General features: G+C 68.4%; 21 protein-coding genes and 1 riboswitch. Of the genes, 18 read left to right on the top strand and 3 right to left on the bottom strand.

Annotated elements, in window-relative coordinates; translation table 11 throughout:
- Positions 1-820 (bottom strand): fatty acid desaturase (locus tag ACE3Q6_RS07075; protein WP_374430130.1); only part of this gene is annotated, 820 nt, incomplete at its 3' end.
- A gap of 426 nt (positions 821-1,246) precedes the next feature.
- On the opposite strand from ACE3Q6_RS07075, the gene ftsY reads away from it, so the two are divergent.
- The 6 genes from ftsY (at position 1,247) to ACE3Q6_RS07045 (ending at position 6,419) form a co-directional block, all read left to right on the top strand.
- Positions 1,247-2,398 (top strand): signal recognition particle-docking protein FtsY, encoded by a 1,152-nt coding sequence (ftsY, locus tag ACE3Q6_RS07070; RefSeq protein WP_374430128.1) that lies wholly within the window; start codon positions 1,247-1,249, stop codon positions 2,396-2,398.
- Positions 2,395-3,327 carry a hypothetical protein gene (locus ACE3Q6_RS07065; RefSeq protein WP_374430125.1) on the top strand — a complete coding sequence of 311 codons (933 nt, stop codon included), beginning with the start codon at positions 2,395-2,397 and terminating at the stop codon, positions 3,325-3,327. The genes ftsY and ACE3Q6_RS07065 overlap by 4 nt, the downstream gene beginning before the upstream one ends.
- Positions 3,317-4,186, top strand: coding sequence for a hypothetical protein (locus ACE3Q6_RS07060; RefSeq protein ID WP_374430123.1), 870 nt, complete (start codon positions 3,317-3,319; stop codon positions 4,184-4,186). The genes ACE3Q6_RS07065 and ACE3Q6_RS07060 overlap by 11 nt, the downstream gene beginning before the upstream one ends.
- The gene (locus tag ACE3Q6_RS07055) at positions 4,183-5,082 is read left to right on the top strand and encodes an EamA family transporter (RefSeq protein WP_374430120.1); all 900 of its coding nucleotides are present in this window, start codon (positions 4,183-4,185) and stop codon (positions 5,080-5,082) included. Before ACE3Q6_RS07060 ends, ACE3Q6_RS07055 begins: the two co-directional genes overlap by 4 nt.
- Entirely contained in the window at positions 5,082-5,690 is a 609-nt protein-coding gene (locus ACE3Q6_RS07050; protein ID WP_374430118.1) for an inner membrane-spanning protein YciB, read from the top strand. The genes ACE3Q6_RS07055 and ACE3Q6_RS07050 overlap by 1 nt, the downstream gene beginning before the upstream one ends.
- 96 nt (positions 5,691-5,786) lie before the next feature.
- Entirely contained in the window at positions 5,787-6,419 is a 633-nt protein-coding gene (locus ACE3Q6_RS07045) for a hypothetical protein (protein ID WP_374430115.1), read from the top strand.
- A 45-nt stretch (positions 6,420-6,464) separates the two neighbouring features.
- On the opposite strand, the gene ACE3Q6_RS07040 is transcribed toward ACE3Q6_RS07045, so the two are convergent.
- Positions 6,465-7,583 carry a tetratricopeptide repeat protein gene (locus ACE3Q6_RS07040; protein WP_374430113.1) on the bottom strand — a complete coding sequence of 373 codons (1,119 nt, stop codon included), beginning with the start codon at positions 7,581-7,583 and terminating at the stop codon, positions 6,465-6,467.
- Positions 7,584-7,682: 99 nt separating this feature from the next.
- A riboswitch (SAM riboswitch) is annotated at positions 7,683-7,761 on the top strand.
- 49 nt (positions 7,762-7,810) lie between these two features.
- On the opposite strand from ACE3Q6_RS07040, the gene metZ reads away from it, so the two are divergent.
- The 4 genes from metZ to ACE3Q6_RS07020 all read left to right on the top strand — a co-directional run bounded on the left by metZ (position 7,811) and on the right by ACE3Q6_RS07020 (position 12,951).
- Positions 7,811-8,992: an O-succinylhomoserine sulfhydrylase gene (gene metZ / locus ACE3Q6_RS07035; RefSeq protein WP_374430111.1), complete on the top strand. Its 1,182-nt coding sequence runs from the start codon at positions 7,811-7,813 to the stop codon at positions 8,990-8,992.
- Position 8,993: 1 nt separating this feature from the next.
- Positions 8,994-10,217, top strand: a complete 1,224-nt coding sequence (locus ACE3Q6_RS07030) for a hypothetical protein (protein ID WP_374430110.1) — start codon at positions 8,994-8,996, stop codon at positions 10,215-10,217.
- Positions 10,218-10,376: 159 nt separating this feature from the next.
- Positions 10,377-11,462, top strand: a complete 1,086-nt coding sequence (gene folE2, locus ACE3Q6_RS07025; RefSeq protein WP_374430108.1) for a GTP cyclohydrolase FolE2 — start codon at positions 10,377-10,379, stop codon at positions 11,460-11,462.
- Between the two features lie 40 nt (positions 11,463-11,502).
- Entirely contained in the window at positions 11,503-12,951 is a 1,449-nt protein-coding gene (locus ACE3Q6_RS07020) for a TrkH family potassium uptake protein (RefSeq protein ID WP_374430106.1), read from the top strand.
- On the opposite strand, the gene ACE3Q6_RS07015 is transcribed toward ACE3Q6_RS07020, so the two are convergent.
- Positions 12,948-14,714 carry a serine protease gene (locus ACE3Q6_RS07015; RefSeq protein ID WP_374430104.1) on the bottom strand — a complete coding sequence of 589 codons (1,767 nt, stop codon included), beginning with the start codon at positions 14,712-14,714 and terminating at the stop codon, positions 12,948-12,950. The two genes, ACE3Q6_RS07020 and ACE3Q6_RS07015, sit on opposite strands and share 4 nt — an antisense overlap.
- Positions 14,715-14,888: 174 nt before the next feature.
- Here ACE3Q6_RS07015 and ACE3Q6_RS07010 point away from each other — a divergent pair, with 174 nt between their 5' ends.
- The 8 genes from ACE3Q6_RS07010 to ACE3Q6_RS06975 all read left to right on the top strand — a co-directional run bounded on the left by ACE3Q6_RS07010 (position 14,889) and on the right by ACE3Q6_RS06975 (position 24,285).
- Positions 14,889-15,815, top strand: coding sequence for a glycine--tRNA ligase subunit alpha (locus ACE3Q6_RS07010; RefSeq protein WP_374430103.1), 927 nt, complete (start codon positions 14,889-14,891; stop codon positions 15,813-15,815).
- Entirely contained in the window at positions 15,812-16,513 is a 702-nt protein-coding gene (locus ACE3Q6_RS07005) for an FkbM family methyltransferase (protein ID WP_374430101.1), read from the top strand. Before ACE3Q6_RS07010 ends, ACE3Q6_RS07005 begins: the two co-directional genes overlap by 4 nt.
- A gap of 31 nt (positions 16,514-16,544) precedes the next feature.
- On the top strand, positions 16,545-17,000 hold the full coding sequence (locus tag ACE3Q6_RS07000; protein WP_374430099.1) for a DUF6446 family protein: 456 nt from the start codon (positions 16,545-16,547) through the stop codon (positions 16,998-17,000).
- 2 nt (positions 17,001-17,002) lie between these two features.
- A complete protein-coding gene (locus ACE3Q6_RS06995) occupies positions 17,003-17,668 on the top strand; it encodes an FkbM family methyltransferase (protein ID WP_374430097.1) in 666 nt (221 codons plus the stop codon).
- 9 nt (positions 17,669-17,677) lie between these two features.
- The gene (gene glyS / locus ACE3Q6_RS06990) at positions 17,678-19,780 is read left to right on the top strand and encodes a glycine--tRNA ligase subunit beta (protein ID WP_374430094.1); all 2,103 of its coding nucleotides are present in this window, start codon (positions 17,678-17,680) and stop codon (positions 19,778-19,780) included.
- A 159-nt stretch (positions 19,781-19,939) separates the two neighbouring features.
- Complete coding sequence (locus ACE3Q6_RS06985) at positions 19,940-22,486, top strand: putative PEP-binding protein (protein WP_374430092.1); 2,547 nt, start codon at positions 19,940-19,942, stop codon at positions 22,484-22,486.
- Positions 22,487-22,673: 187 nt separating this feature from the next.
- Positions 22,674-23,291 carry a cell wall hydrolase gene (locus ACE3Q6_RS06980; RefSeq protein WP_374430090.1) on the top strand — a complete coding sequence of 206 codons (618 nt, stop codon included), beginning with the start codon at positions 22,674-22,676 and terminating at the stop codon, positions 23,289-23,291.
- An 85-nt stretch (positions 23,292-23,376) separates the two neighbouring features.
- Positions 23,377-24,285, top strand: coding sequence for a dihydroneopterin aldolase (locus tag ACE3Q6_RS06975; RefSeq protein ID WP_374430088.1), 909 nt, complete (start codon positions 23,377-23,379; stop codon positions 24,283-24,285).
- Positions 24,286-24,324 lie beyond the last annotated feature (39 nt).

The following is a 24,324-nucleotide window of genomic DNA, read 5'->3' as shown; positions in this document are numbered from 1 at the left end:
CGGTGTTCCAGCTGTGGGCAAGGCCCACGGGTTCAGGCTTCCCGCCCGGCCCGCGCGACCGGGTCAGGCCGTAGTGCTGGACGTAGTCGGACAGAAGGATCTGGCTTTGCGCATGCAGGGCAAGCCCGGTCCAGGCCAGAAGGCCGGGCAGGCCCGCGATGACCGTCGCTAGCCCAAGCGCGGTCGCGCTGCCTGCGAGATAGAGCGCATAGGGATGTAGCCCCCCACGGCCCGCGCGCAGGGACGTCTCGGCCCGGGCGCCTTCGCGGAAGCTGCCCGTCCAGGCGCGCAGCGCGAAGCGGTAGAAGCCTTCGCCCTCGCGCGCGGTGTTCGGGTCGTCGCGGGTGGCGACGGCGCGGTGGTGGACCAGCCGGTGGGCGCTGGCGTGTTGGCCGAAGAGTAGCGCCACGTAGACGGCAGCGCCGAGCCGGAAGAAGGCGCGTCGACGGTGGTGGATCAGCTCATGCGCGGCGGGGTGGGCGACCTGGCCGAGCCAGAAGCCGGCGGCGAGGAAGAGGAGGACCTTTTCGCCCCCGTCCAGCCGGCTTTCGCCCGCGATGGCCCAGGTGGCCAGACAGAGAAGGCCGAGCGCTGACAGCCCGACGGCGACGAGAAGGGTGTCGGCGGCGGGAAAGTCCTCGCCCTCGGCGCTGCCGGGGGTGAGCGGGACCAGCTGGTCGAGCAGAAGCGTGAGGACAGCCATGTAGAGGAAGGCCGCCCATGCCCATGCGCCGCCCTGCGCCACGCCAAGGGCCACGAGCGGCAGGGGCAGAAGGGCTGCGACGGCGAAGGCAGCAAGGGGCAGGGGGCGGGCTTGCATCGTGTGCGGCGGGTCGAATGCTCTGGGGCGGGATGCCGGGAAATTCGAGCGAAAACGTCGCGCTTGCAACTGGCATTCGTGTCGTAGGGCGCGGGCGCTGGCGTGTGGGCCGGGACATGGGCGGGTTCCTGATCGCAAAGTGCGGCGGACCCGACGGGCTGCCGGGCATCCGGGTCGCGGCACGTGGCGGGCTCCGGGCGCGCGTCGAGCGGGCTTTGGCTGGCCCGGTCTCTGGTTCCGGCGCGAAGCGGGCGGGGCGAGCTGGGTAGGGGGCTTGCGCGGGCTCCTTCCCGCCTGTCGGGTCGGGCAGGCGCCAAGCGAGAGGGGCGGGGAAAGCTCGGCCAGGGCAAGGGGTGCAGGCTTTCCAACCTTTCCTTGCCCCGGCAAAGCGATTAGGTGGGGGATAGCATAGTCCGGGGACCGCCGATGTCGTTCTTCAAGAAGCTCAAGGACCGCTTGTTCCGGTCGTCCGACAAGATCGGCGAGGGGCTGGAGGCCCTGGTGGCCGAAGGTGCGGATGCCCCTGACGACAACGCCCCCGACACCACGCCGGAGCCCGCGCCGCAGCCGAACCCGCCCCGGCCGCCCGAGGCGCAGGCTGCGCCCAAGGACGAAACGCCGCCGCCGGCCCCGCCCGCGGCCGTGCCCAGCCCGGCGGCACCCGTGCAGCCCCCGCCGCAGCCCGAGAGCGCGGCGCAGCGGCCGGGATTGCTCGGGCGGCTTCTGGGCCGCAGCGAAGAGCCGCGCCGGGTCCTGGACGATGCGATGCTGGAAAGCCTGGAGGAACTGCTCATCCAGGCCGACATGGGTGTCGACACGGCGGTGCGGGTGACGGCCAACATCGCCGAGGGGCGGTTCGGGCGGAAAGTCTCGACCCGCGAGCTGCGGGAGGCCCTTGCGGCCGAGGTGACGCGGATCATGGCTCCGGTCGCCCGGCCGATGCCGCTTTACCCGCAGAAACCGCAGGTCGTGCTGGTCGTGGGGGTCAACGGCTCGGGCAAGACGACGACGATCGGCAAGCTCGCCAGCCAGTTCAAGGCGGCGGGCAAGCGGGTGGTCATCGCGGCGGGCGACACGTTTCGCGCGGCGGCGGTCGACCAGCTGCGCATCTGGGGCGACAGGGCGGGGGTGCCGGTCCTCACGGCTCCGGAAGGGTCGGACCCGGCGAGCCTTGCGTTCGATGCGCTCACCAAGGCGCGGGCCGATGGTGCGGACCTTCTGATGATCGACACGGCGGGGCGGCTGCAGAACCGGCAGGACCTGATGGAGGAGCTGGCGAAGATCGTCCGGGTGATCCGCAAGGTCGACCCGACGGCGCCGCACAACACTCTTTTGGTGCTGGACGCGACCACAGGCCAGAACGCGGTGACCCAGGTCGACATCTTCCGCAAGATCGCCGACGTGAGCGGCCTGGTGATGACGAAGCTGGACGGGACGGCGAAGGGCGGCGTGCTGGTCGCACTGGCCGACAAGTTCGGGCTGCCGATCCATGCCATCGGCGTGGGCGAGCAGATCGACGACCTCGCGCCCTTCGACCCCGAAGAGTTTGCCCGAGCCCTGGTCGGGGCCGAGACATGATCCGGGCCGCTGGTCTGGCGCTGGTGCTGGCCGGACCGGCGGCGGGTGAGGGACTCGGGGGCGATGCCCTGTGTCAGGCCGTCTGGACCCGACTGGCTGACGGGCTTGGCGCGCTGGGCACCGTCTCGGCGGAAGCGGTGGGCCAGGAGGGCGACTGGTGCATGATCGAAGCGCCCATCCTCGACCTGCAGGGGTCGTACATGCCCGACTGGCACCTGGACCGGTTGCGCCTGCGCGGTGCGGCGCTGGGCTGGATCGCGGATGGGTCCAGCCAGCCCGAGGGACTGGAGATCGTGGTCGAGGGGCTGCGGCTGATCGTGCAGACCGGAAATCCGCAGATGGACTGGCTCTTTGCCGCGCAAGTCAGGCCGAACAGCATCGACGCCGAGGCGGCGCTGGCCTGGGATCCGGCGACTCGGGTCCTGCGGCTGGAAGGGATGAGCATCGACTTCCCCGGCGAGAACATGGTGGAGGCGCGGGCCACGGTGACGGGGGTGGACCTGTCCTCGGCAGGCGCGCTGCAGATGTCGGCCACCAGCTTCGCGCTGACCGAAGTCGAGGCGCGGATCACCACGCATGGGCTGTTCGAATGGTATGTGCTGATGCCCTTCGGCCCGGAAGTCCTGCCCTATGAGGGCGACATGGACGCCGCGGCCGAGGCGATCCGGCAGGATATGCTTTCCGCGGTGCGCGATCTGCCCGCGACCAGCGTCTCCAAGGACAGCAAGGCGGCGCTGGTGGCGCTGATCGGTGAGCTGCCGAACCCATCAGGCGATCTGGAACTGTCGGTGCGGGCTGAGCCGGGGATCGGGCCCGCGCGGTTCCGCGGCCACGCGGGGACCGGGGCGCTGGCAACGCTGGCCGAGACGGTTCCCTTGTTGCAGGGCGTGACGCTGGACGCGGTCTGGACCCATTCCGATGCGCCCTGAGGCTGCGGTGCTGTTGGCGCTGCTGGCGGGTCCGGCTGCGGCCGAGCCTGCCGATTGTGCGGCCCTGGTGGCGGCGTTCGAGGGCCTGACGGGCTATGCGGTGACGGCGCCCCCGTCCGGGGCAGAGGCGGGCTGGTGCGTGCTGGACCGGGCAACCTTGCGGGCCGAGGGCGCCCCCGCGCTGGCGGCGGAGCGGTTGCGACTGCAGGGCGAGACGGCAGAGGGCGCGCTGGTGACGCTGGCGCTGGACGCGGGCGGGGTCAGGCTGGCTCCGGGCCTGGGGCAGCGGGACATGGACCCGGTCCTGCGGGAAACGTTGCGGCTGCAGACGGCGGACCTCAGGGCCGCGGCGACGGTGGGACCGGAGGGGATGGTCCTGCGGGATGCGCGGCTGCGGCTGTCGGGCGGGACCGATGTCAGGATCGAGGCCGAGATCGCCGGGGCGGGGCTTCAGCCGGGGGCGCTGCTGGTCGGGCGGCTGACCCTTGCGCGGCTCGACTGGCGGAACGACGGCAAGCTGTTGCGCCCGGCCATGCAGGCCTGGGGCGAGGGTCTGGCGGACGGCGCGGCCGGGGAGGCGGGCGTGGACGTGGCGCGCGTGGCGCTGCGGCATCTGCTGCAGAACCTGCCGGACGCGATGTTCGAGGACGACGGTCGGGACCGGCTGGAGGCGATGATCGACGCCCTGCCGCAGGGCCGGGGCTGGCTGCGGCTGGAGTTCCGCGCCCCCGAGGGGATCGGGATGGCCGCGGTCGGGATCGCGGCGCTCTCGGACGATCCGCTGGGACCGACGGCTCTGGCCCGGCTGTTCCAGGGCGCGGAGGTCACGGTGGACTGGCAGCCCGGGATCGCCCCGTGAAAGAGTTCCTGCGGTCGGTCGAGGGGACGGAAGCCGGGCATGACCTGGCGCTGGCGCTGGCGCTGCTGGCCGCCGTGCTCCACGCGTTGTTCGGGGCCTTGCAGAAGGGGCGGCACGATCCCTGGCTGTCGCGCGCGGCCATCGACGTGAGTTACGGGGTGATCGCGGCGCCTTTCGCGCTGTTCGTGGTTCCCTGGCCCGAAGCCCACATGTGGCCGATCTTCGCGGGCGCCGTGCTGATCCACATCGTCTACAAGGTGCTGCAGGCGATGACCTACAGCCGAGGGGCCTTTACGGTGGTCTACCCGGTGGTGCGGGGCACGGGGCCGGTCTTCACGGTGATCGGCGCGGGCATCGTCTTCGGCGAGACCTTCGCGCCCGGCCAATGGGCGGGCCTTGCGCTGCTGGTGGGCGGCATCCTGGGCCTGGCGGCCTGGAACCTGCGGCACGTCACGGTGGACCGGGCGACGATGGTGCCGGCGCTGTGGCTTGCGGTGGCGACGGGGGCGATGGTGGCCTGCTACACCACCTACGACGCCTACGGCATCCGCGCCACGGCGGACCCCTTCACCTTCCTCGCCTGGTTCTTCATGCTGGACGGGATCTTCATCCCGCTGGTCACCCAGCGCCGCTGGCGGCAGCTTCCCGCTGCCGAGATCGTCCCCTTGCTCAAGCGGGGTGTCCTGGGCGCTTTCGTCGCCTATTTCAGCTTCGGCTCGATCATGCTGGCCACGAGGCTCGACAAGGTCGGCGAGGCGGCGGTGCTGCGCGAGACCTCGACCGTATTTGCCGCCTTGATCGGCTGGCTGGTTCTGGGCGAGAAGGTGGGGCCCGCGCGGGCGGGGCTGATGGCCCTGATCGCGGCGGGCGCGGTGATCATGGAATGGGCGGGATAATGGCCGAACGGAAGATCAACCCTATCCTGAAACAGGCGCTGGAGCTGGGGCCGACGATTCTGTTCTTCCTGATCTACATGCGGATCAAGGACGACAGTTTCACCCTGGCCGGGACCGAGTATTCTGGCTTCATTGTGGCAGCCCTGATCCTGGTGCCGCTGCTTCTCGCCTCGACCGTTGTTCTGTGGTTGTTGACGGGAACGATCAGCCGGATGCAGATATTCGTGGCCGTGATGGTGATCTTTTTCGGCGGATTGACCGCCTGGTTCAACGACGAGCGCTTCTTCAAGATGAAGACCACGATCGTCTACGGGACCTTTGCGGTCATCCTGGGCATCGGCCTCCTGCGCGGGAAAAGCCTCCTGCAATGGGTGATGGCCGAAGCTTTGCCCATGAAACCAGAGGGTTGGATGATCCTGACCCGGCGGCTGGCGGCCATGTTCGCCGCGCTCGCGGTGGCCAACGAGATCATCTGGCGCACCCAGTCGACCGAGCTTTGGGTCAAGCTCGAGACCTTTGCCATGCCGGCGGCATTGTTTCTGTTTCTGATGGTAAACTTCATGGCGCTGCAGCGCTTCATGATCGAACCGGACGCCGAGGAAAAGTGACGGCGGGCGGGCAAATGCCCCCTCGCGGACCGTCTTCTGCCGCAGGTCTGCCTTGATGCAGGACTAGACCTTTCGGCAAGCAAGAAGGGTTCCGCCATGTACCGCTCGCCGCTCGATCTCGTCCGTATCTTCCTCAGCCTCTTCCAGGACCTGCCGCCCCTGTCGCGGTCGCTGTACCTGCCGGGCGCGGTGCTGCTGGTGAGCTATCCGATCCTGTCGGTGCTTCTGGGGCCGGACCACCACGGCCAGGCCTTCGCCACCGCCTTCCTGGCCGCGCTGGCCGTGCGGATCGGCATGGGGTTCGAGGGCATGGTGCGGCGGATGCTGACGCGCTACTCGCCCCGCCAGGCGGTGGTCTTCGCGCTGCTCTTCGCGGCCGTTCCGCTGGCCGTGCTGGCGCTGGCGGACGATCCGCTGTGGTGCCAGCGGATGCAAAGCCTGTTCTACGTGGTCATCGCCGGCATCTTCCTGCAGGACGTGATGAACGGCCGCACCGCGACCGCTGCCAGCTTCTGGCCGGACGAGGAAATGCGCGAGCATCTGCCGAACTTGACCAAGATGATGGTGGTCTACAACTTCGGCTTCCTGCTGCTGAACGAAACCATGATCCGCGCCGTCGATCCGTCGCACTGGCTGCTGTTCTGGGCGGTCCTGCCGATCATCGGCCACACGGTCCTGCGGGCGATGGTCCTGACGGTGATCAACCTGGACGACGGCCACAAGGTCTGAGCCGATTGCGGCAGATCCATAAGGGGCGCCCCGGAGGCGCCCTTTTCATTTGGCCATGACGCAGGCGGTTTTCTTGACGTCGATGCAGCGACGAAGCGCCGTCAGGACGCCCGAAGGTGCGTTCGACAGGGGCAGGAACCCCAGTTCCGACAGCTTGCGGGCATAGGTCCTGGACAAGGCCGGGTCGAGGTCCATCGCGGCCTTGTAGTTGGCAAACGCCTCCTCCATCCGGCCGAGCGTGGCGTCGATCCGGGCGAGCGTATCGTGATAGACGCCCTCCATCCGCGCGCCGCCCGGGTTCAGGCGCAGGACCTGCGTGACCTTGTCCGCCTCATCAACCTTGCCATCGGCCAGAAGCGCGGCGCCTTGCACGTTCACCGCGGCCAGGTTCTGGGGATAGCGTTTGAGCAGCGCCTCGGCCTCGGCCGCGACGGTGGCGGGCGGGGCATATTCGCCCAAGGCCAGCAGGCGGCGGGCCAGGATGTCCTCTTCGATGGCGGGGTTCGGGTCGGTGACGACCCCGGGTCGAAGCGCCTCGTCCGCCACGGCCACGACCTCTTCGTGTCGCCCTAGCGCCGACAGGGCGGCGAGCTTGTTGCGGTAGGCGTTCTGATACCCCGGCGCCAGTGCGATCGCCGTGTCGAAATAGGCAAGCGCCTCGTCCGCGCGGTCCAGGTCGATCAGGCAGCGGCCCTTGATCTCGTTGGCATAGGCATATTGCGGGTCAAGCCGAAGCGCGTTGTCGGCGTCGTCCGAACAGCGCTGGCCTTCGCGGAACTGCCACCATGTCTCGGCCCGGTTGGCCCAGGCCGAGATGTAGTCCTCGGTCGCAAGGGCGGCGGAGTAATGGGCAAGCGCGCCCGCCGTGTCGCCCTGGTCGTAGCGGACATTGCCAAGCTCGACCCAGACCCAGGCATTGGCAGGGGTGTAGCCAAGCGCCTGCTGCAGGGTCGCCGCCGCCTCGTCGTACTGGCCGAGCATCCGCTGCGCCTCGCCCTTGTAGGCCAGCGCAAGGGATGCGTCCTCGGGCGTGGCGGCGGCCTGGAAGGCCTGGTCGCAGAGGGTGACCTGCGCCTCGGGGTCGGAGTTCCGGTCCAGGCAGGACTGCGCCCAGGCGGGCGCGGCGGGGGCGAGGGTCGCGAGCACGAAGAGAAGGCGGTGCATGGGGGCCTTGGGGCAAGGGACGGATGGGCAAGCGTCCCCCAGGGGGCCAAGGAAATCAAGTGCGGCGGGCGGGTTGACCGGGCCGGGGCGCAGGCGTATTGAAGCGGCCGTGGCGATTTGTCCTCCGGATTGCGGGCCACGTTAAACAAGCCGCTAAAGAGGTGAAGGGCGTTGCCCCGGCACCTTTCGGTTGTCCGGGGCTTTTTATTGGCCGGGAGGCCCGCGCGATGACGAAGGACTGGAAGACCCGCACGAGCCTGGTGCACGAAGGCAGCCGCCGCAGCCAGTATGGCGAGATGGCCGAGGCGATCTTCCTGACGCAAGGGTTCGTCTATCCAACCGCCGAGGCGGCCGAGGCGCGCTTCGTCAAGGCGGGCGAGGACGAGTTCATCTATGCCCGCTACGGCAACCCGACGACCCGGATGTTCGAGGAGCGGATTGCCGCGCTGGAGGGGACGGAGGACGCATTCGCCACCGCCAGCGGCATGGCGGCGGTGTCTGGCGCGCTGATGTCGATGCTGCGGGCGGGGGATCATGTGGTCTCAGCCCGGGCGCTGTTCGGGTCCTGTCTTTACGTGCTGGAGGAGGTGCTGCAGCGCTTTGGCGTCAAGGTGACCTTCGTCGACGGCGCGGACCTGGACCAGTGGCGCAAGGCCGTCACGCCGGGGACGAAGGCTGTCTTCTTCGAGTCCATGTCGAACCCGACGCTTGAGCTGGTGGATATCCGCGGCGTGAGTGAGATCGCCCATGCGGCGGGGGCGCTGGTGATCTGCGACAACGTCTTTGCGACGCCGATCTTTTCCCGCGCGGTGGAGCAGGGGGCGGATGTCGTGGTCTATTCCACCACGAAGCACATCGACGGGCAGGGCCGCGCGCTCGGCGGTGTCGTCTGTGGGACGAAGGAATTCATCCGCAAGGTGCTTGAGCCCTACATGAAGCACACCGGCGGCTCAATGAGCCCGTTCACGGCCTGGATGCACCTGAACGGCATGGCGACGCTGGACCTGCGCTGCCGGGCGATGGCGGACACGGCGCTGACCGTGGCCAAGGCGCTGGCGGCGCATGGCAAGATCACCAAGGTGATCTATCCGGGGCTCGAAAGCCACCCGCAGCACGCACTGGCGATGGAGCAGATGGGGTCGGGGGGCACCTTGGTGACCTTCGAGATCGCGGGCGGCAAGGAGGCGGCCTTCCGCTTCATGAACGCGCTGGAGATCGCCAAGATTTCCAACAACCTCGGCGACGCCAAGACCATTGCGACGCACCCTGCCACGACCACGCACCAGCGGCTGCCACAGGACCAGAAGGACGCGCTGGGGATCACTCCCGGCCTGATCCGGCTGTCCCTGGGGCTGGAGGATGCGGGCGATCTGATCGCCGATCTGACGCAGGCCCTGGCCGTCGCCTGACTTGGCCGCCGAAGCCGGAGAGTTGGTGCTTTATCTGGGCCTGGGCCAGTCGCTCCTGGCCCTGACGCCCCGGCAGCGGCCTCTGGGCCAGGCGCCGGGGCCGGTCGATCCGGTCCGGGCCTGGGTCCTGTCGGCCTCTGGCACGCCGCGGGTGGCCGATGATCCGACGCAGGACCTGCCCGGGGACGCGCTGGGAGAGACCGCTCCGCATCTGAGAGACGGGAGGTCGGGTCCCCTGACGGCAGCCTCGGCCGAGATCCTGGGGGCCTTGGGCGCGGAGGACCGGCTGCTGACGGTGAACCTTGCCCGGCGCAACACCGAGATCGCGGCCTTCCTGCCCGGCGGGGCGGCTTTCCGGAACCTGGAGCGCTGCCTTGCGCACGGTGTCGCGCTGGCCGCCGCGCGGGGGCTTCGGTTCGAACGGCTGGTCGTCTCCTGGGTGCAGGGGCAGGCGGATGCGCGGACGCCGCACAGCCTTTATGTCGACCGGCTCGGCGCGCTGATCGACGGGATCGAGGCGGCGCTGGCGGCGGTGACGGGGGGAAAGGGCAGCCTTCTCTTCTGCCTCAGCCAGACTACGGCCTTCTACCGGGCCGGGCGGCGGGGCGCGGCGCTGGCCCAGGCCGAGGTCGCTGCGACGCGGCCGGGGCAGGTGGTGATGGCCGGGCCGGAATACATGCTGGAACGCTGGGACGGGGTGCATCTGAAGCCGCGCGGCGCGGTGCGGCTGGGGGTGCTGCACGGCCGGGCGATCCGGCGGGCGCTGCTGGGGGAGGCGTGGGAGCCGCTGCGGATGGTCGAGGCCGAGGTGCGGGGCGCCGAGGTTCGGGTGCGGTTTGCGGGCGGCATCGGCGATCTTGAGCATTCGGTCCAGGGCGAGGGGCCGGTCGAGGTTGGCGTTCGGCCGCTGGAACATTTCGGCTTCGCCTGGAATCCTCCGCGCGGGGTTACCACCCGGATCACGGCGGCGCAGATCAGCGGGGCGCGGGAGGTGACGCTCACCTTGTCCGAGACGCCGCCGCATCTGGAAAAGACACTGCTGACGCTTGGGTTTCCCCACGGGATCGGCCTTCCCGAGGGGTTTTCCGGCGGCGATCCGGCGCAGGCGGGCGGAGGGGCGACGGGATTGCGGACGGGCGGAGGTGGGCCGGATCCCGTCGCCGGCACGCTGCATGACTGGGCGCTGCAGCAAAGGATCGTGCCGCGTTGGTCGGAAACGGCCTGATTGCGTCCGGATTTGTCTTGCGTCACGGCGCGGAATCCCTATCTCTTGGTCACCTGTCCCGGACCAGGGTGATCCGGCGGCGGGACTGCCACGTAAGACTCTCCGGAAATTGACGGCGCCTGCCCGACGGCCGCGCCCGAACCGAAAGGACCTGCCCAAATGAACATCCATACCCCCGAGATCGACCGTCTTCCCACGCGCGAAGAGGCCGAGGCAGCGCTTGCGGTGCTGCGCCAGTGGGCAGGCAAGTCCTCGGACGAGGATATCGCGAAGCTCGATTCCGCCGTGGGTTGGCTGCTGCCCGGCCAGGGCTATCCCGCGCTGAGCCGGGTCTACCCCGAGGCGTTCCGCCCGGATGCGGGCTACAAGGCGTCGATGCCCGACCTGCAGAACGGGCCGTCCAGCCTGATCCGGGGCGCGAAGTCGCGCATCCAGCACGTGGGCATTTCCAACTTCCGCCTGCCGGTGCGCTTTGCGACGCGCGACGGTGCGCCCATCGTGCTGGAGACCTCGGTCACCGGGACGGTGAGCCTCGAGGCCGAGAAGAAGGGCATCAACATGAGCCGCATCATGCGGTCCTTCTATGCCCATGCCGAGAAAGAGTTCTCCTTCGGCGTGATCGAGGCGGCGCTGGACGACTACAAGGCCGACCTCGGGTCGTTCGACGCGCGCATCCAGATGCGGCTGTCGTTCCCGATGCAGATGGTCAGCCTGCGGTCGGACCTGACGGGCTGGCAGTACTACGACATCGCGCTGGAGCTGGTGGAGCAGGCGGGCGTTCGCAAGCGGATCGCGCACCTGGACTATGTCTACAGCTCGACCTGCCCCTGCAGCCTGGAGCTGTCGGAGCACGCCCGCATGGTGCGCGGCCAGCTGGCGACGCCGCATTCGCAGCGCTCGGTGGCGCGGCTGTCGGTGGAACTGACCGGCGAGATGGCGCTGGAGGACCTGGTGGACCTGGCGCGGGGCGCGGTCGTCACCGAGACCCAGGTGATGGTCAAGCGCGAGGACGAGCAGGCCTTTGCCGAGTTGAACGCGGCAAACCCGATCTTCGTCGAGGATGCGGCGCGGCTCTTCTGCGAGGCGCTGCGCCAGGACGCGCGGATCGGTGACTTCCGGGTGGTGGCAAGCCACCAGGAATCGCTCCACAGCCACGACGCCGTCAGTCTTCTGACCGAGGGCGAGACCTTCGCGGCCGAAAGCCTGGACCCGCATCTCTTCCGGACGCTGATCCACGCGCGCTGAGGTTGACCGACGGCGCGGGGCCGCGTAGCCATGCCCGACCATGGTTGACTTCCGCCCCGTCGCCTACGTCATCGGCCGCATCCTGATCGTGCTTGCGATCCTGATGCTGGCCCCGGCCATCATCGACTGGCGCGCCGGGCTGGAGAACGGCTATGACTTCCTCGCCTGCGCGGCGCTGACGGGGGTGACCGGCGCGGCGCTGACGCTGTCCACCGGAAACGCGCTGGGGCAGGCGCTTGACACCCGGCAGGCCTATCTTCTGACCGCGGGGATCTGGATCCTGGTGCCCTTCTTCGGCGCCTTGCCCTTCTGGATCGGTGCGCCGGGCCTGTCGCTGAACAACGCCTATTTCGAGGCCGTCTCGGGGATCACCACTACGGGGGCCACGGTGATCTATGGCCTGGACGAGCTGCCGGCGGGGATGAACCTCTGGCGGGGGATGCTGAACTGGCTCGGCGGCCTGGGGATCGCCTTCATCGCGATGATCTTCCTGCCGCTGATGCGGATCGGCGGGATGCAGTTCTTCCGGACCGAGGGGTTCGACACCTTCGGCAAGGCCCTGCCACGGGCGACCGACATCGCGCGGCAGCTTCTCTTCGTTTACTCGGCACTGACCCTGGCCTGCATCGCCACCTATTCCGCCATCGGGATGGAGACGCTGGACGCCGTCGTCGGCGGCTTTTCCACCATCGCCACCGGCGGGTTCTTCCCGGCGGACGTGTCCTTCAACAAGTACGCCGGAGCGGGCGAGTATTTCGGGGCCCTGTTCATGATCCTGGGAAGCCTGCCCTACATCCGCTACGTGCAGCTTGTGAACGGCAACGCGGGACCCTTGTGGCAGGACGCGCAGGTCCGGGCCTATTTGCGCTGGCTGGCCTATGCAGTCCTTTCGGTCACGGTCTGGCGCGTCTGGACCACTGGCGACCCGGTGGAGCCCGTGTTCCGCGAGGCCCTGTTCAACCTTACCTCGATCATGTCATCGACGGGGTTCTTCTCGGGCAGCTTCCCGACCTGGGGTGGCTTCATGCTGGTGGTGGCCTTCGTCGTGGGCGTGGTCGGCGGCTGTTCGGGGTCCTCTGCGGCGGGCTTCTCGATCTTCCGCACCCAGCTTCTGGTGGCCGTGCTTAAGCGCGAGGTGCGGCGCATCGGCAACCCCTCGACGGTCGATCCGATCCGCTATGACGGGCGCGCGGTCGAGGACGATGTGCTGAACGCGCTGATCCTGTTCGTGTCGAGTTTCATCCTCATCATCGGAACGATGAGCGTGGCGATGAACCTGCTGGGGGTGGACAGCGTCTCGGCGCTTTTCGCGGTCTGGACGGCCATCGGCAACGTCGGGTACGGCTTCGGCCCGCTGGTCGAGCGGACGGGCACCTTCATCGACTTCCCGCCCGGCGCCATCGCGATCATGTCGCTCTGCATGATCCTGGGGCGTCTTGGGCTTCTGGCGATCCTGGTCCTTGTCCTTCCCAGCTTCTGGCGCCGCTAGTCCCAGCAGGAGACGAGCGCGGTCATCCCCGTGGCGGCCTCGGCCAGCGCGCCGGGGGCGAGCGGGGTGGGCGCGGCGGGGGTCTGCGGGGTCAGCCCGTTCGCGGCAAGAAGCCGGGTGATCTCGGCCCCCGAAAGCGCGAAGGCGACCCCTGCGGGAAGCTGCTTGCCGCCATCGCTTGCGGCGGGCAGGAGCATCCCCACGACCGATCCGCTGCCGTCCAGGACCGCGCCGCCCGCATCGCCGGGCAGAGATTGCAGCGCAAGGCGCGCAAGGCCCGGCTCGCCGTTCAGGCCCTGAGCATCCTCGAAGGTGCCGAAGGTCAGGACGGGGGCGGGCAGACGGTCCTCGTAGGAATAGCCGGGGACGGTGACCTCGCTGCCGGGACGGGTCGAGGCGTTGGAGAAGGCGGCCACGTTGCGGGGGGCAAGCGGGGCCTTGGGTTTCAGAATCGCAAGGCCGGTGGCGGCGTCGGAAAGCGCCACCTCGGCATCCGTGGTCCGGTCGATGGTGATGCGGCCGCACTGTTCCACGGCTTCCGCGGTGGTCGCCACAGCGCCGTCCGTCGTCACGAAGAAGCCGGTGCGGCTGAAGCGGGGCTTGCGGACTTCGAGCCCGGCCAGGAGCCCGGCCTTGGTGCCCGCCTCCATTGCGACCATGCCGGGGTCCAGCACGCTGTCGCCGTCGGGCGAAAAGCTGTCCTGCAGGACCCGAAGGATGCGGGCGTCGCGGGCCTCGTTCCCGGGGGTGGAGATCAGCATCCAGCCCTTGATCCGGTCGCCGTTCCGTTCCGCATAGACGGTGGTGTCCGCCTTGGCCGAAGTGCCGCGGATCCGGAAGCTGCGGTCGTCGCGGTCGCGCGCGCCGTCCAAGGGCACGGAGTCCAGCGTCTGCAGCACGTCGTAAAGGCCGAAAAGCGCCGCCTGGTCGCCGGGCTGCGAGATCAGCACGATCTTCGGCGCGCCCTCGGTCTTGGGGCGGTAATGGACGAAGGGCGGCTCGTAATGGTCGAACTCGACCAGCGCGAGGGGCAGGGTGACGGTGATCCCGGATTCAGCCTCGATCACCTCCTGGAAGCCGAAGGCGGCCAGTTCGCCCTTCCAGGCCTCCAGAAGCTCGCGGCGCTGGCGGGTCGTGAGGATGCCGGTCGCCTCATAGCCGCGGGCCTCTTGCCAGGCGGACATCGAGTTGCGGGTGCCGGGACCGAAGGCACCGTCGATGGCGGCGGGGTAGTAGCCGAACCATTGCAGCGCGGTCTGGAGGTCGCGGCGTTCCTCGGGCGTCAGAAGCGCCTCGCTGTCGCGGGCCTGCTGGCGGTCTTCGTCGGGGGCCTGGGCGGCTTCGGGCTCGGGAGCGGTCTCGGCAACGGTCGCCTCGGCGGCCGGATCGGCGGCAGCGGGGTCTGCCGCCGCGGCAGCGGGAGCACCCTCGGCCGGCCAGAACCTGTCGCCCATGTCGCGGGGATAGGCGATGAAGCTGTCCGAGGGGATCAGCCGTTCGCCCTTGAGGCTGGCCAGAAGCTCGGCCGCCTGTCCGGGCGTGTAGGGCCCAAGCAGGATCCCGAACCAGCCGGAGCGCAGTCCGAAGCCGTTCGTTTCCGCAAAGAGCGCGGTGTAGGCCTGTGCGCGGGTCACGGCGGTCGCACGGTCGGGCAGGGCCTCGACCTGGATGTAGACCTCGCCCTCCTGGGCGCGGGCGGCAGGGGGCTGCACGAGAAGAAGCACGGAAACGAACAGGGCAAGCAGGGCAACAGGTTTGAACATCGGGCGTCCTGACGGCAGCGGCATTTTTCGCACCTTTAGTCAGCGCGCGCGCCGCGGCAAGGGTGAAACCGGTCACGTTTGCGCCGGTCCTTTCCGGAATTGACCCTTTGGCGGCCAGTGGATAGGGAAGGCGGCAGTTTCTCCCGCCCGATGCCCCTGCCAGAGGCCGCTCTCATGTCCGATGCCCCGACGACGCCGAAAAGCTTCCAGGAAATCATCCTGCGGCTGCAGAACTACTGGGCCGCGCAGGGCTGTGCGGTGTTGCAGCCCTATGACATGGAAGTGGGCGCAGGCACCTTCCACCCGGCGACGACGCTGCGGTCCCTGGGCACGAAACCCTGGGCCGCAGCCTATGTCCAACCCTCGCGCCGCCCGACGGACGGCCGCTATGGCGAGAACCCGAACCGGCTTCAGCACTATTACCAGTACCAGGTCATCATCAAACCCTCGCCTTCGAACCTGCAGGAGCTTTACCTCGGTTCGCTCGCGGCCATCGGGATCGACCTCGGCGTCCACGACATCCGCTTCGTCGAGGACGACTGGGAAAGCCCGACGCTGGGCGCCTGGGGCCTGGGCTGGGAGGTCTGGTGCGACGGGATGGAGGTCAGCCAGTTCACCTATTTCCAGCAGGTGGGCGGGCATGACTGCAAGCCGGTCTCGGGCGAGCTGACCTATGGGTTGGAGCGGCTGGCGATGTACGTGATGGGCATCGACCACGTGATGGAGATGCCCTTCAATGACCCGCAGTCGCCGATCCCGCTGACCTACGGCGACATCTTCCGCCAGACGGAAGAGGAATACTCCCGCCACAACTTCGACGGGGCTTCGACCGAGATGCTGTTCCAGCACTTCAAGGACGCCGAGGCCGAATGCGAGCGGCTTCTCGCCTTCGAGCCTCAGGACCCGAAGTCCGGCAAGCGGATCATCATGGCGCACCCCGCCTATGACCAGACGATCAAGGCGAGCCATCTTTTCAACCTTCTGGACGCGCGCGGGGTCATCAGCGTGACCGAACGCCAGGCCTACATCGGCCGGGTCCGGGCCTTGGCCAAGAAATGCGCGGACGCGTTCCGGCTGACTGAAGCAGGGGCGGATCAGTGAGCAATCGGGACTTCACGGCGTTTCAGCGGTTGCTGTTCTGGCTGTCCCGGTCCAGCGGACGCATCGGCGCAAGCGCGAACCGCAAGCTTCGGCGGCGGCGCAAGCAGCTGAGCCTGGACGAGTTCGATCAGCGGCTCTCGAAGCTGACCAGTTCGGACATCTGCCTGGACCTGGGCGCAAACATGGGCGAGTTCACCGAAAAGATCGCCCGCACGGGGGCCACGGTCCACGCCTACGAGCCCGATCCCCACTGCTTTGCGGCCCTGCAGAAAAGGTTCGCCGACCGCCCCAACGTCCATCTTCACAACGCCGCCGTCGCCCGAACCGCCGGTTTCGCGACGCTGAGGCGTCAGCTCAATTTCGATGAGGCCCCGGATAAGTTCAGCCAGGGCTCCAGCATCGTGGTTCAGGATCCGGCGCTTTACCAGGCAGACGGCATTCGCGTGCGCACGGTTGCCTTCGCCGACGTGGTGACGGGGTTCGGTCAGCCCGTTGCCATCGTGAAGATGGACATCGAGGGGGCCGAGTTCGACATTCTCGAGGAGGTCCTGGAGGAAGGCGAACGGTTCCCGGTCCAGTCGATGTTCGTCGAAACCCATGAGCGCTCGGTCCCCGGCAAGACCGAATTCCTGTACAGCTTGCGATGCAAGGACCGGAGGGGAGAGCTGCCTTTCCCCGTGGATACGTTCTGGCCTTAGGAGACTTCACTTGAATGCGGGCAAGATTATCGTGGGTGCCATCTTGATCGTCGCCGCCATCGCGGGCGGGTTCCTCTGGTACACTGCCGAGCGCGCCTTCTATGAACCCGTCGCCTTCCAGCCCGGCCAGGAAATCCGGCTGGTGCCGCTCACCTCGGACCAGCCCGAGGCCATCGTGGTCGAGGCCGTCGAAGGGATCGACGCCGACAGTTCTCCCATCAAGTTCCGCGCCTGTTTCCGCACGCCCTTGTCGCTTGCCATGCTGACCGAGACCTATCGCGAATACCCGACGGCCGAACCCCTGATCGCGCCCCGCGGCTTCGACTGCTTCGATGCGGCCGAGATCGGACGCGCGCTGGAAAGCGGCGAGGCGCTGGCCTTCCTCTCGGAACCCGATATCCATCCCGGCGTCGACCGCGTCGTCGCCGTCTTCCCCGACGGGCGCGCCTTCGCCTGGCACCAGCTGAACGGCAAGCTCGCGGAGTGACGATGGCCGAGGCCGAGGACGCCCTCAAGAAGCTCAAGCGCCGTCACAAGCGCGACCTGCGCCATGCGCGGGCCGAAGGGCTTCTGGCCGGTGTCGTCGCGATGCTGCGGCCCGGGGACGTGGTGGTGGACTGCGGCGCGAACCGGGGTGACGTGACCGAGGCCCTGGCGGGATCGGGCGCGACGGTCCATGCCTTCGAGCCCGACCCCTACAACGTCCTGCAGCTGCAGGACCGCTTTGCCAGCCGTGCGAACGTGACGCTGCATGCCGCTGCCGTCGGGGTCGAAGCCGGGACCGTGCGGCTGATGCGGGCGGCGAACTGGGACGACGACCCGGACCTCGCCTCGGTGAAAAGCACCGTCGTCGCGGGGGGCCACAACATCGCCGAAGGGCAGGGGATCGACGTCCCGATGATCGATTTCCCGGCCTTCCTGCGCGGACTTCTGGATGCGCATGGCCGCATCGCCTTCGTCAAGATGGACATCGAGGGGGCCGAGCTGGACCTGCTGTCCTCCATGCTGGACGCGCGCCTTTTCGACGCCATCCAGCTGACCGTCGCCGAGACGCATGAGCGCAAGTTCAAGGACCTGCGCCCCCGCTTCGCCGCGCTTCGCGATGCCATCGCCGCCGCCTATCCGCCCGCCCGCGTGAACCTCGACTGGATCTAGGACCCCGATATGCCCGACCTTTTGATCGAACTCTTCTCCGAGGAAATCCCGGCCCGGATGCAGGGCAAGGCCCGCGACGACCTGCGGAAGCTGGTGACCGACGGGCTGGTCGAGGCGGGGCTGACCTATGCCTCGGCCGGCGCGTTCTCGACGCCGCGGCGGCTGGTGCTGTCGGTCGAGGGGCTGACGGCCGAGAGCCGCGCGGTGCGGGAAGAGCGGAAGGGGCCTTCGGTGTCGGCTCCGGCGCAGGCGGTGGAGGGGTTCCTGCGGTCGACCGGGCTGACGCTCGACCAGCTGGAACGCCGGGCGGACAAGAAGGGCGAGACCTTCTATGCCGTCGTCGAAAAGCCGGGCCGTCAGGCGGCCGAGATCGTGGCCGAGGTGCTGGAAGGCGTGATCCGCAATTTCCCCTGGCCGAAGTCGATGCGCTGGGGCTCGGGGTCCTTACGCTGGGTGCGGCCGTTGCAGTCGATCATCTGTCTTTTGTCGGATGAGACGGGGGCGCATGTCGTGCCGCTGGAGGTCGACGGGATCAAGGCTGGCAACACGACCGAGGGCCACCGCTTCATGGGCAATGGGCGCTTCGTGGTGACGGGATTCGACGACTATGCCGTAAAGCTGAAGCGCGCGAAGGTGGTGCTGGATACGGCGGAACGTGAGGCGGCGATCTGGCAGGGAGCGCAGAACCTGGCCTTTGCCTCGGGGATGGAGGTCGTGGCGGACCCCGGGTTGCTGACCGAGGTCGCGGGGCTGGTGGAATGGCCGGTGCCGCTGATGGGGCGGATTGCGGACCAGTTCCTTGGCCTGCCGCCCGAGGTGCTGCAGACCTCGATGAAGGAGCACCAGAAGTTCTTTTCCGTGAAGAACCCGAAGACGGGGCGGATCGAGGGCTTCGTGACCGTGGCCAACATCGAGGCCGCGGATGGTGGCGAGGTGATCCTGAAGGGGAACCAGAAGGTGCTGGCCGCCCGCCTGTCGGACGCGAAGTTCTTCTGGGAGAATGACTTGCGGGTCGCGAAGTCCGGGATGGGCGAATGGGTGGAGGGGCTGAATGCGGTCACCTTCCACAACAAGCTCGGCTCCCAGGCCGAGCGGATCGAGCGGATCGCGGCCTTGGCGCGGGAGATCGCGCCGCTGGTGGGCGCGGATGCCGGAGAGGCGGAGCGCGCCGCGCGTCTGGCGAAGCTGGACCTGCGGTCGTCGATGGTGGGCGAGTTCCCCGAGCTGCAGGGCGTGATGGGCCGCTACTATGCGCTGGAGGCCGGGGAGAAGCCTGCCGTCGCCGACGCCGCGCGGGACCACTGGCGGCCGAAGGGGGAGAGCGACTCCGTCCCGACCGAGCCGGTGTCGGTGGCCGTTGCGCTGGCCGACAAGATCGACACTCTGACCGGGTTCTGGGCGATTGACGAGAAGCCGACGGGGTCGAAGGACCCGTTCGCTCTGCGGCGCGCGGCGCTGGGGGTGATCCGGTTGGTGTTGTCGCGGGACGTCCGCATGAGCATGACTGACGCCAAAGGTCCGGTCGGAAAGGCACGCGATCAGATTGGCATCCAAGAGACGAAGTCCGGCCCGTCGTGGGCGGACGTTAACGACCTCCTCTCCTTCTTCCACGACCGTCTCAAGGTCTATCTCAAGGACCAGGGCGTCCGGCACGATGTCATCGACGCCTGCCTCGCGATGCCGGGGAATGACGACCTGACGCTGCTCGTCAAGCGGGCTACGGCACTGTCCGAAACGCTCAAGACCGAGGACGGGGCGAACCTGCTGCAAGGGTTCAAGCGGGCGAACAACATCCTCAGCCAGGCCGAGGCGAAGGATGGCGTCGAATACTCCTTCGGGGCGGAGTTGAAGTTCGCCGAGACAGAGGAGGAGCGGGCGCTCTTTGCGGCTTTGGACAAGGCCGAGGCGACGATCACGCCAGCGATGGCGCAGGAGGATTTCGGGACCGCGATGGCCGCGATGGCGGCGCTTCGTGGCCCCATCGACGCCTTCTTTACCGCCGTGCAGGTGAACAGCGACAACCAGATCGTGCGGCGGAACCGGCTGAACCTCCTCCACCGCATCCGGGCGGTCTGTTCGGGTGTCGCCGACCTGACACGCATCGAGGGGTAACGGCCCCCCACCCCCATCCCCTCCCCACGAAGGGGGAGGGGAGCCGCGGTGCGCAGCTTGGCTTTCGCAAACCGCCCAAAGATTCGTCACCGAACTGACATGTCACCCTTGATTGACAGGGGTTTCAGCGTATTCTGCACCTGAACAACAGGTGCTGCAGTGCAGAAACATGACCCCATCGCGGAGTTCGCGCAGATCACGCCCTCGGCGCAGATCGCGGCGGCTTCGCATGGCTGGCGGGCGAAGTGCCTGCAGCGGCTGGTGCGGCTGGACCTGCCGGTTCCGAAGTCGGTAGCGCTCCCTTCGACCACCGTGCGGGCCATCGCTGCGGGGCATGGGGTGGACAGCATTGGAATCCTTGACCATTTCGGCGACGGCCCGCTAATCAGCGTACGTCCCAGCCCGGCAAACCCCGACTGGGGCGGGCCGGCGACGATCCTGAACATCGGACTGAACGCCAAGCGCCATGCGCGTCTGGCCGAGACGCATGGCGAGGCGGCGGCGGATGCACTCTATCTGCGTTTCGTGCAGGCCTATGCGATCCATGTGGCGCGGCTGGACCCCGAGGTCTTCGACGGGCTGAAGCCGGGGCCGGGGGCCTTGAAGGATGCGCTCCGCGAATACGAGGTCGAGACGGACGAGCCCTTCCCGCAGGACCCCGCGCGGCAGCTTTCGGAAGTGCTGCGGTCGATGGCCCGGGCCTGGGAGGGGACCTCGGCCCGCCTCCTCCGCCAGGCTAAGGGCGCACCCGAGGAGGCCGCCCTCGGCCTTGTCGTGCAGGAGATGGCGCAGGGGATCGGGCAGGGGATCAGTGGTTCGGGCGTGATCCAGTTCGTCGATCCGGTCACCGGGCAGCCGCAGATCACCGGGCGCTACCTGGGGCAAAGCCAGGGTCGCGACGCGCTGAAGACGACCGAGGCGCTGTACCTCACACGCGACCCCCGCGGCCCGTCGCTGGAGGACGTGGCGCCGGGGATCTTCGCGACGCTGGTGGAATATGGCGCGACCTGCCGCCAGCGCCTGCGCGAAGAGATGCAGGTCGAGTTCACCATCGAGGACGGCCGCCTGGCCGTGCTGGACGCGGTCAAGGTGCAGCGGTCGGCGCGCGCCGGGCTGCGGATCGCGGTGGCTTTGGCCGAGGATGGGGTCATCCCCAAAGAAGAGGCGGTGCTGCGGGTCGAACCGCGCGCGCTGTCGGAACTTCTGCACCACCAGGTCGACCCGCGCGGCGAACGCGACGTGATCGCCCGGGGCATCGCGGCCTCGCCCGGGGCGGCGACGGGGATCCTGGTGTTTTCCTCCAGCGCGGCGCAGGCGGCGGCGGCGCGGGGGGAGCCCTGCATCTTGGTGCGGCGCGAGACCTCGCCCGAGGATATCCGGGGGATGCATTCGGCGGCGGCGGTGCTGACCGAACGCGGGGGCATGACCAGCCACGCGGCGGTGATCGCCCGGGGGCTGGGCCTGCCTTGTGTCGTGGGGGCCTCGGAAGTGCGTCTCGACACGCGGGACAAGAAGCTGACCACGGCGGACGGGCGCGTCTTCCGCGAGGGCGACCTGGTGACGCTGGACGGGTCCAAGGGCGAGGCGCTGGCGGGCGCCGCCGAGATGCTGCCCCCGGCGCTGGACGACAGTTTCCGCAGGCTTCTCGCCTGGGCGGACGAGGTGCGCGACATCGGCATCCGGGCCAATGCCGACACGCCGGCCGACGCCGAGACCGCCCGCAAGTTCGAGGCGCAGGGCATCGGCCTCTGCCGGACCGAACACATGTTCTTCGAGGAAGACCGCCTCGTCGTCATGCGCGAGATGATCTTCGCCGACACGCCGGGCGACCGCGCGGCGGCCCTTGCGCGGCTTCTGCCGATGCAGCGGGCGGACTTCGTGCAGCTGTTCGAGATCATGCAGGGCCTGCCGGTCTGCATCCGCCTTTTCGACCCGCCGCTTCATGAATTCCTGCCCCAGGACCGCGAGGGTCTGCGTGGCCTCGCCGAGGCACTGGACCGGCCGCTCTCGGAAGTGACCCGCCGGGCGGAAGCCTTGACCGAGGTGAACCCGATGCTGGGGATGCGCGGGGTCCGGCTGGGCGTGGTCCTGCCGGAAATCTACGACATGCAGGCGCAGGCCATCTTCGAGGCGACGCTGGAATCCGCCCGCCGTGGCGCGCCCGTGGTGCCCGAGATCATGATCCCCCTCGTCAGCGCCCGGCGCGAAGTGGAACTGGTCAAGACCCGCATCGACGCGGTGGCCGCCGCCGTCCGCACCAAGGCGGGAGCGGGCTTCGACTACAAGCTGGGCGTCATGGTCGAAACCCCCCGCGCTGCACTTCGCGCCGGAGAGATCGCCCAGCACGCGGCCTTCCTGTCCTTCGGGACCAACGACCTGACGCAAATGACCTACGGGTTGAGTCGCGACGACGCCGGTCGGTTCATGAACACCTATGTCCGGCAGGGCGTCTTCCCTGAGGACCCGTTCCACATCCTGGACGTGGACGGGGTGGGAGAGCTTCTGCACATCGGGGCAGAGCGGGGCCGCAAGACGCGGAAAGACCTGACTCTTTCCATCTGCGGGGAGCATGGTGGGAACCCGGAATCCATCGCCTTCTGCCGCCAGGCGGGCTTCGATTACGTGTCCTGCTCGCCCTACCGGGTGCCGATGGCGCGCCTCGCGGCGGCGCACCTGGCGCTCAACGATAGGAAGAACGTCGTTTAAATTCATATGCTTGTAAGGATTTCTTAAGGAAATCGCGCCGTTTTTCGGCGGTATTTCGCTTATGCAGCATGAATTTCCGTGGCTTTTAGGCAACAGCGGTGGACCCCCTGGAACATAGTCCCTAGGTCGCCGGCTGCTTGCGAAGGCGGGGGGCACTCCTGCCAGCCACAAAGACGGAAATGAGCAGATGAAACGTGACCTCGCGACCCTCGCCCTGGCGGTGGCTCTGGCGACTACATCCGCCGGTGCCGAAGTCAGTTGGCCCGCCAGCATGTTCGGCGTCCAGGCCGCATCCCGAAGCACCGACTTCGAGCTTCTGTCCCAGGCCAACCGTTCGAAGCCGCAGCCGGCGACGGCAATGACAGAGGGCCTGACCGCCGACTGGCTGATGTCCCAGCCAAAGCCTGAGGGCGACGCGCAGTGGGAATGCCTGACCGAGGCGATCTATTTCGAGTCCCGCGGCGAAAGCCTGGAAGGGCAGATTGCCGTGGCCGAGGTGATCCTGAACCGCGTCGACAATCCGCTTTACCCCCACAGCGTCTGCGCCGTCGTCAAGCAGCGCGGGGGCGGCGGCTGCCAGTTCTCCTACGTATGCGATGGCCGGACCGACCGGATGCGCGACCGCGAGGCCGCCGATCTGGCCGGACGGATCGCCCGCGCGATGCTGGACGGCGCGCCCCGGGTCCTGACCGACGGCGCGACCCACTTCCACACCCGCGGCGTCAAGCCCAGCTGGTCGAAGCGCTTTGCGCGGACGACGGCGATCGGCGCGCATCTCTTCTACCGGCAGGGCAACCGAAGCTGATGTCGTCTATTGCGCGTTCCGTGACGCCTTCCCGCTTGGCCTGACCGCCCTGCGTGCTATGAGGGGCCGAATAGCGGAGGCGCCCATGACCATGTCCGACATCGAGCTTGCCTTCGCCCATCCCGAGGATCGGGCCGAGGCGTCCGCCGGTGCGGCCCCGCGCGACCGGATCTCCTTGCGCGACCATGTGGTCGAAGCCGACATCGGCGCCTTCCAGAAGGAACGCGGCCACAAGCAGCGGCTGCGCTTCAACGTGGTGGTCGAGGTGCGCCCCGTCACCGAACCCCTGGAGGATGATGTCGACCGCATCCTCTCTTACGACCGGATCACCGAGGCGATCGACGCCGAGCTTTCGGCCGAACGCCTGAACCTCTTGGAAACCCTGGCCGAACGGGTGGCCGAGCGCATCCTGGCCGAACCTGCGGCGATGCGGGTCTTCGTCAGAATCGAGAAGCTGGACATCGGCCCCTATGCCCTGGGGGTGGAGATCGTCCGCTCCCGCGCCGAACGCCCGGTGCAGAAGGCGGGCGACGAGGGGATGGAAGCGGTGCATCCGCTGGTCGTGTTCCTGGACAACGCGACCATCCACGCGCCCGACCTTTCGGCGCGGCTGGACGCGCTTCTGGCCGAGGGGATGCCGCTGATCCTGGCCGTGGGCCTGCCGGACCTGCCGCGCCCGGTGACGGGCCACAAGCCCACCCAGCGCCGGGTGGACCTGCTGGCGATGGAGCAGAACGCCTGGACCCTCGCGGCCCGAGACGCCCGCTGCGTGGTGGTGGCGACGCGGACCGAGATCGACTGGGCGATCAAGCGGGGGCAGTCGGTGGTCTGGGCGCCGTCGAAGCTGGTGCTCGACGCGGTCGACGGCCCGAAGGGGACCGAGCCGGTGAGCCTTGCCCTGTGGCTTGCGGAAACAATGTCGGCCTCGGCGCTGGTTGTTCACGGCGAGGTTGCAGTCCCGGCAGGAAGCCGCGTTCCCGTGCGGCGCGCCTGATCCTTCCCCCTTGAAAAGCGGACGATCCTCGGCCACTCC

Source organism: Tabrizicola sp., assembly GCF_041913445.1.
Lineage (GTDB): Bacteria > Pseudomonadota > Alphaproteobacteria > Rhodobacterales > Rhodobacteraceae > Tabrizicola.
The sequence above is the reverse complement of the archived record's forward strand: the minus strand, read 5'-3'. Positions and strand labels throughout refer to the sequence as shown.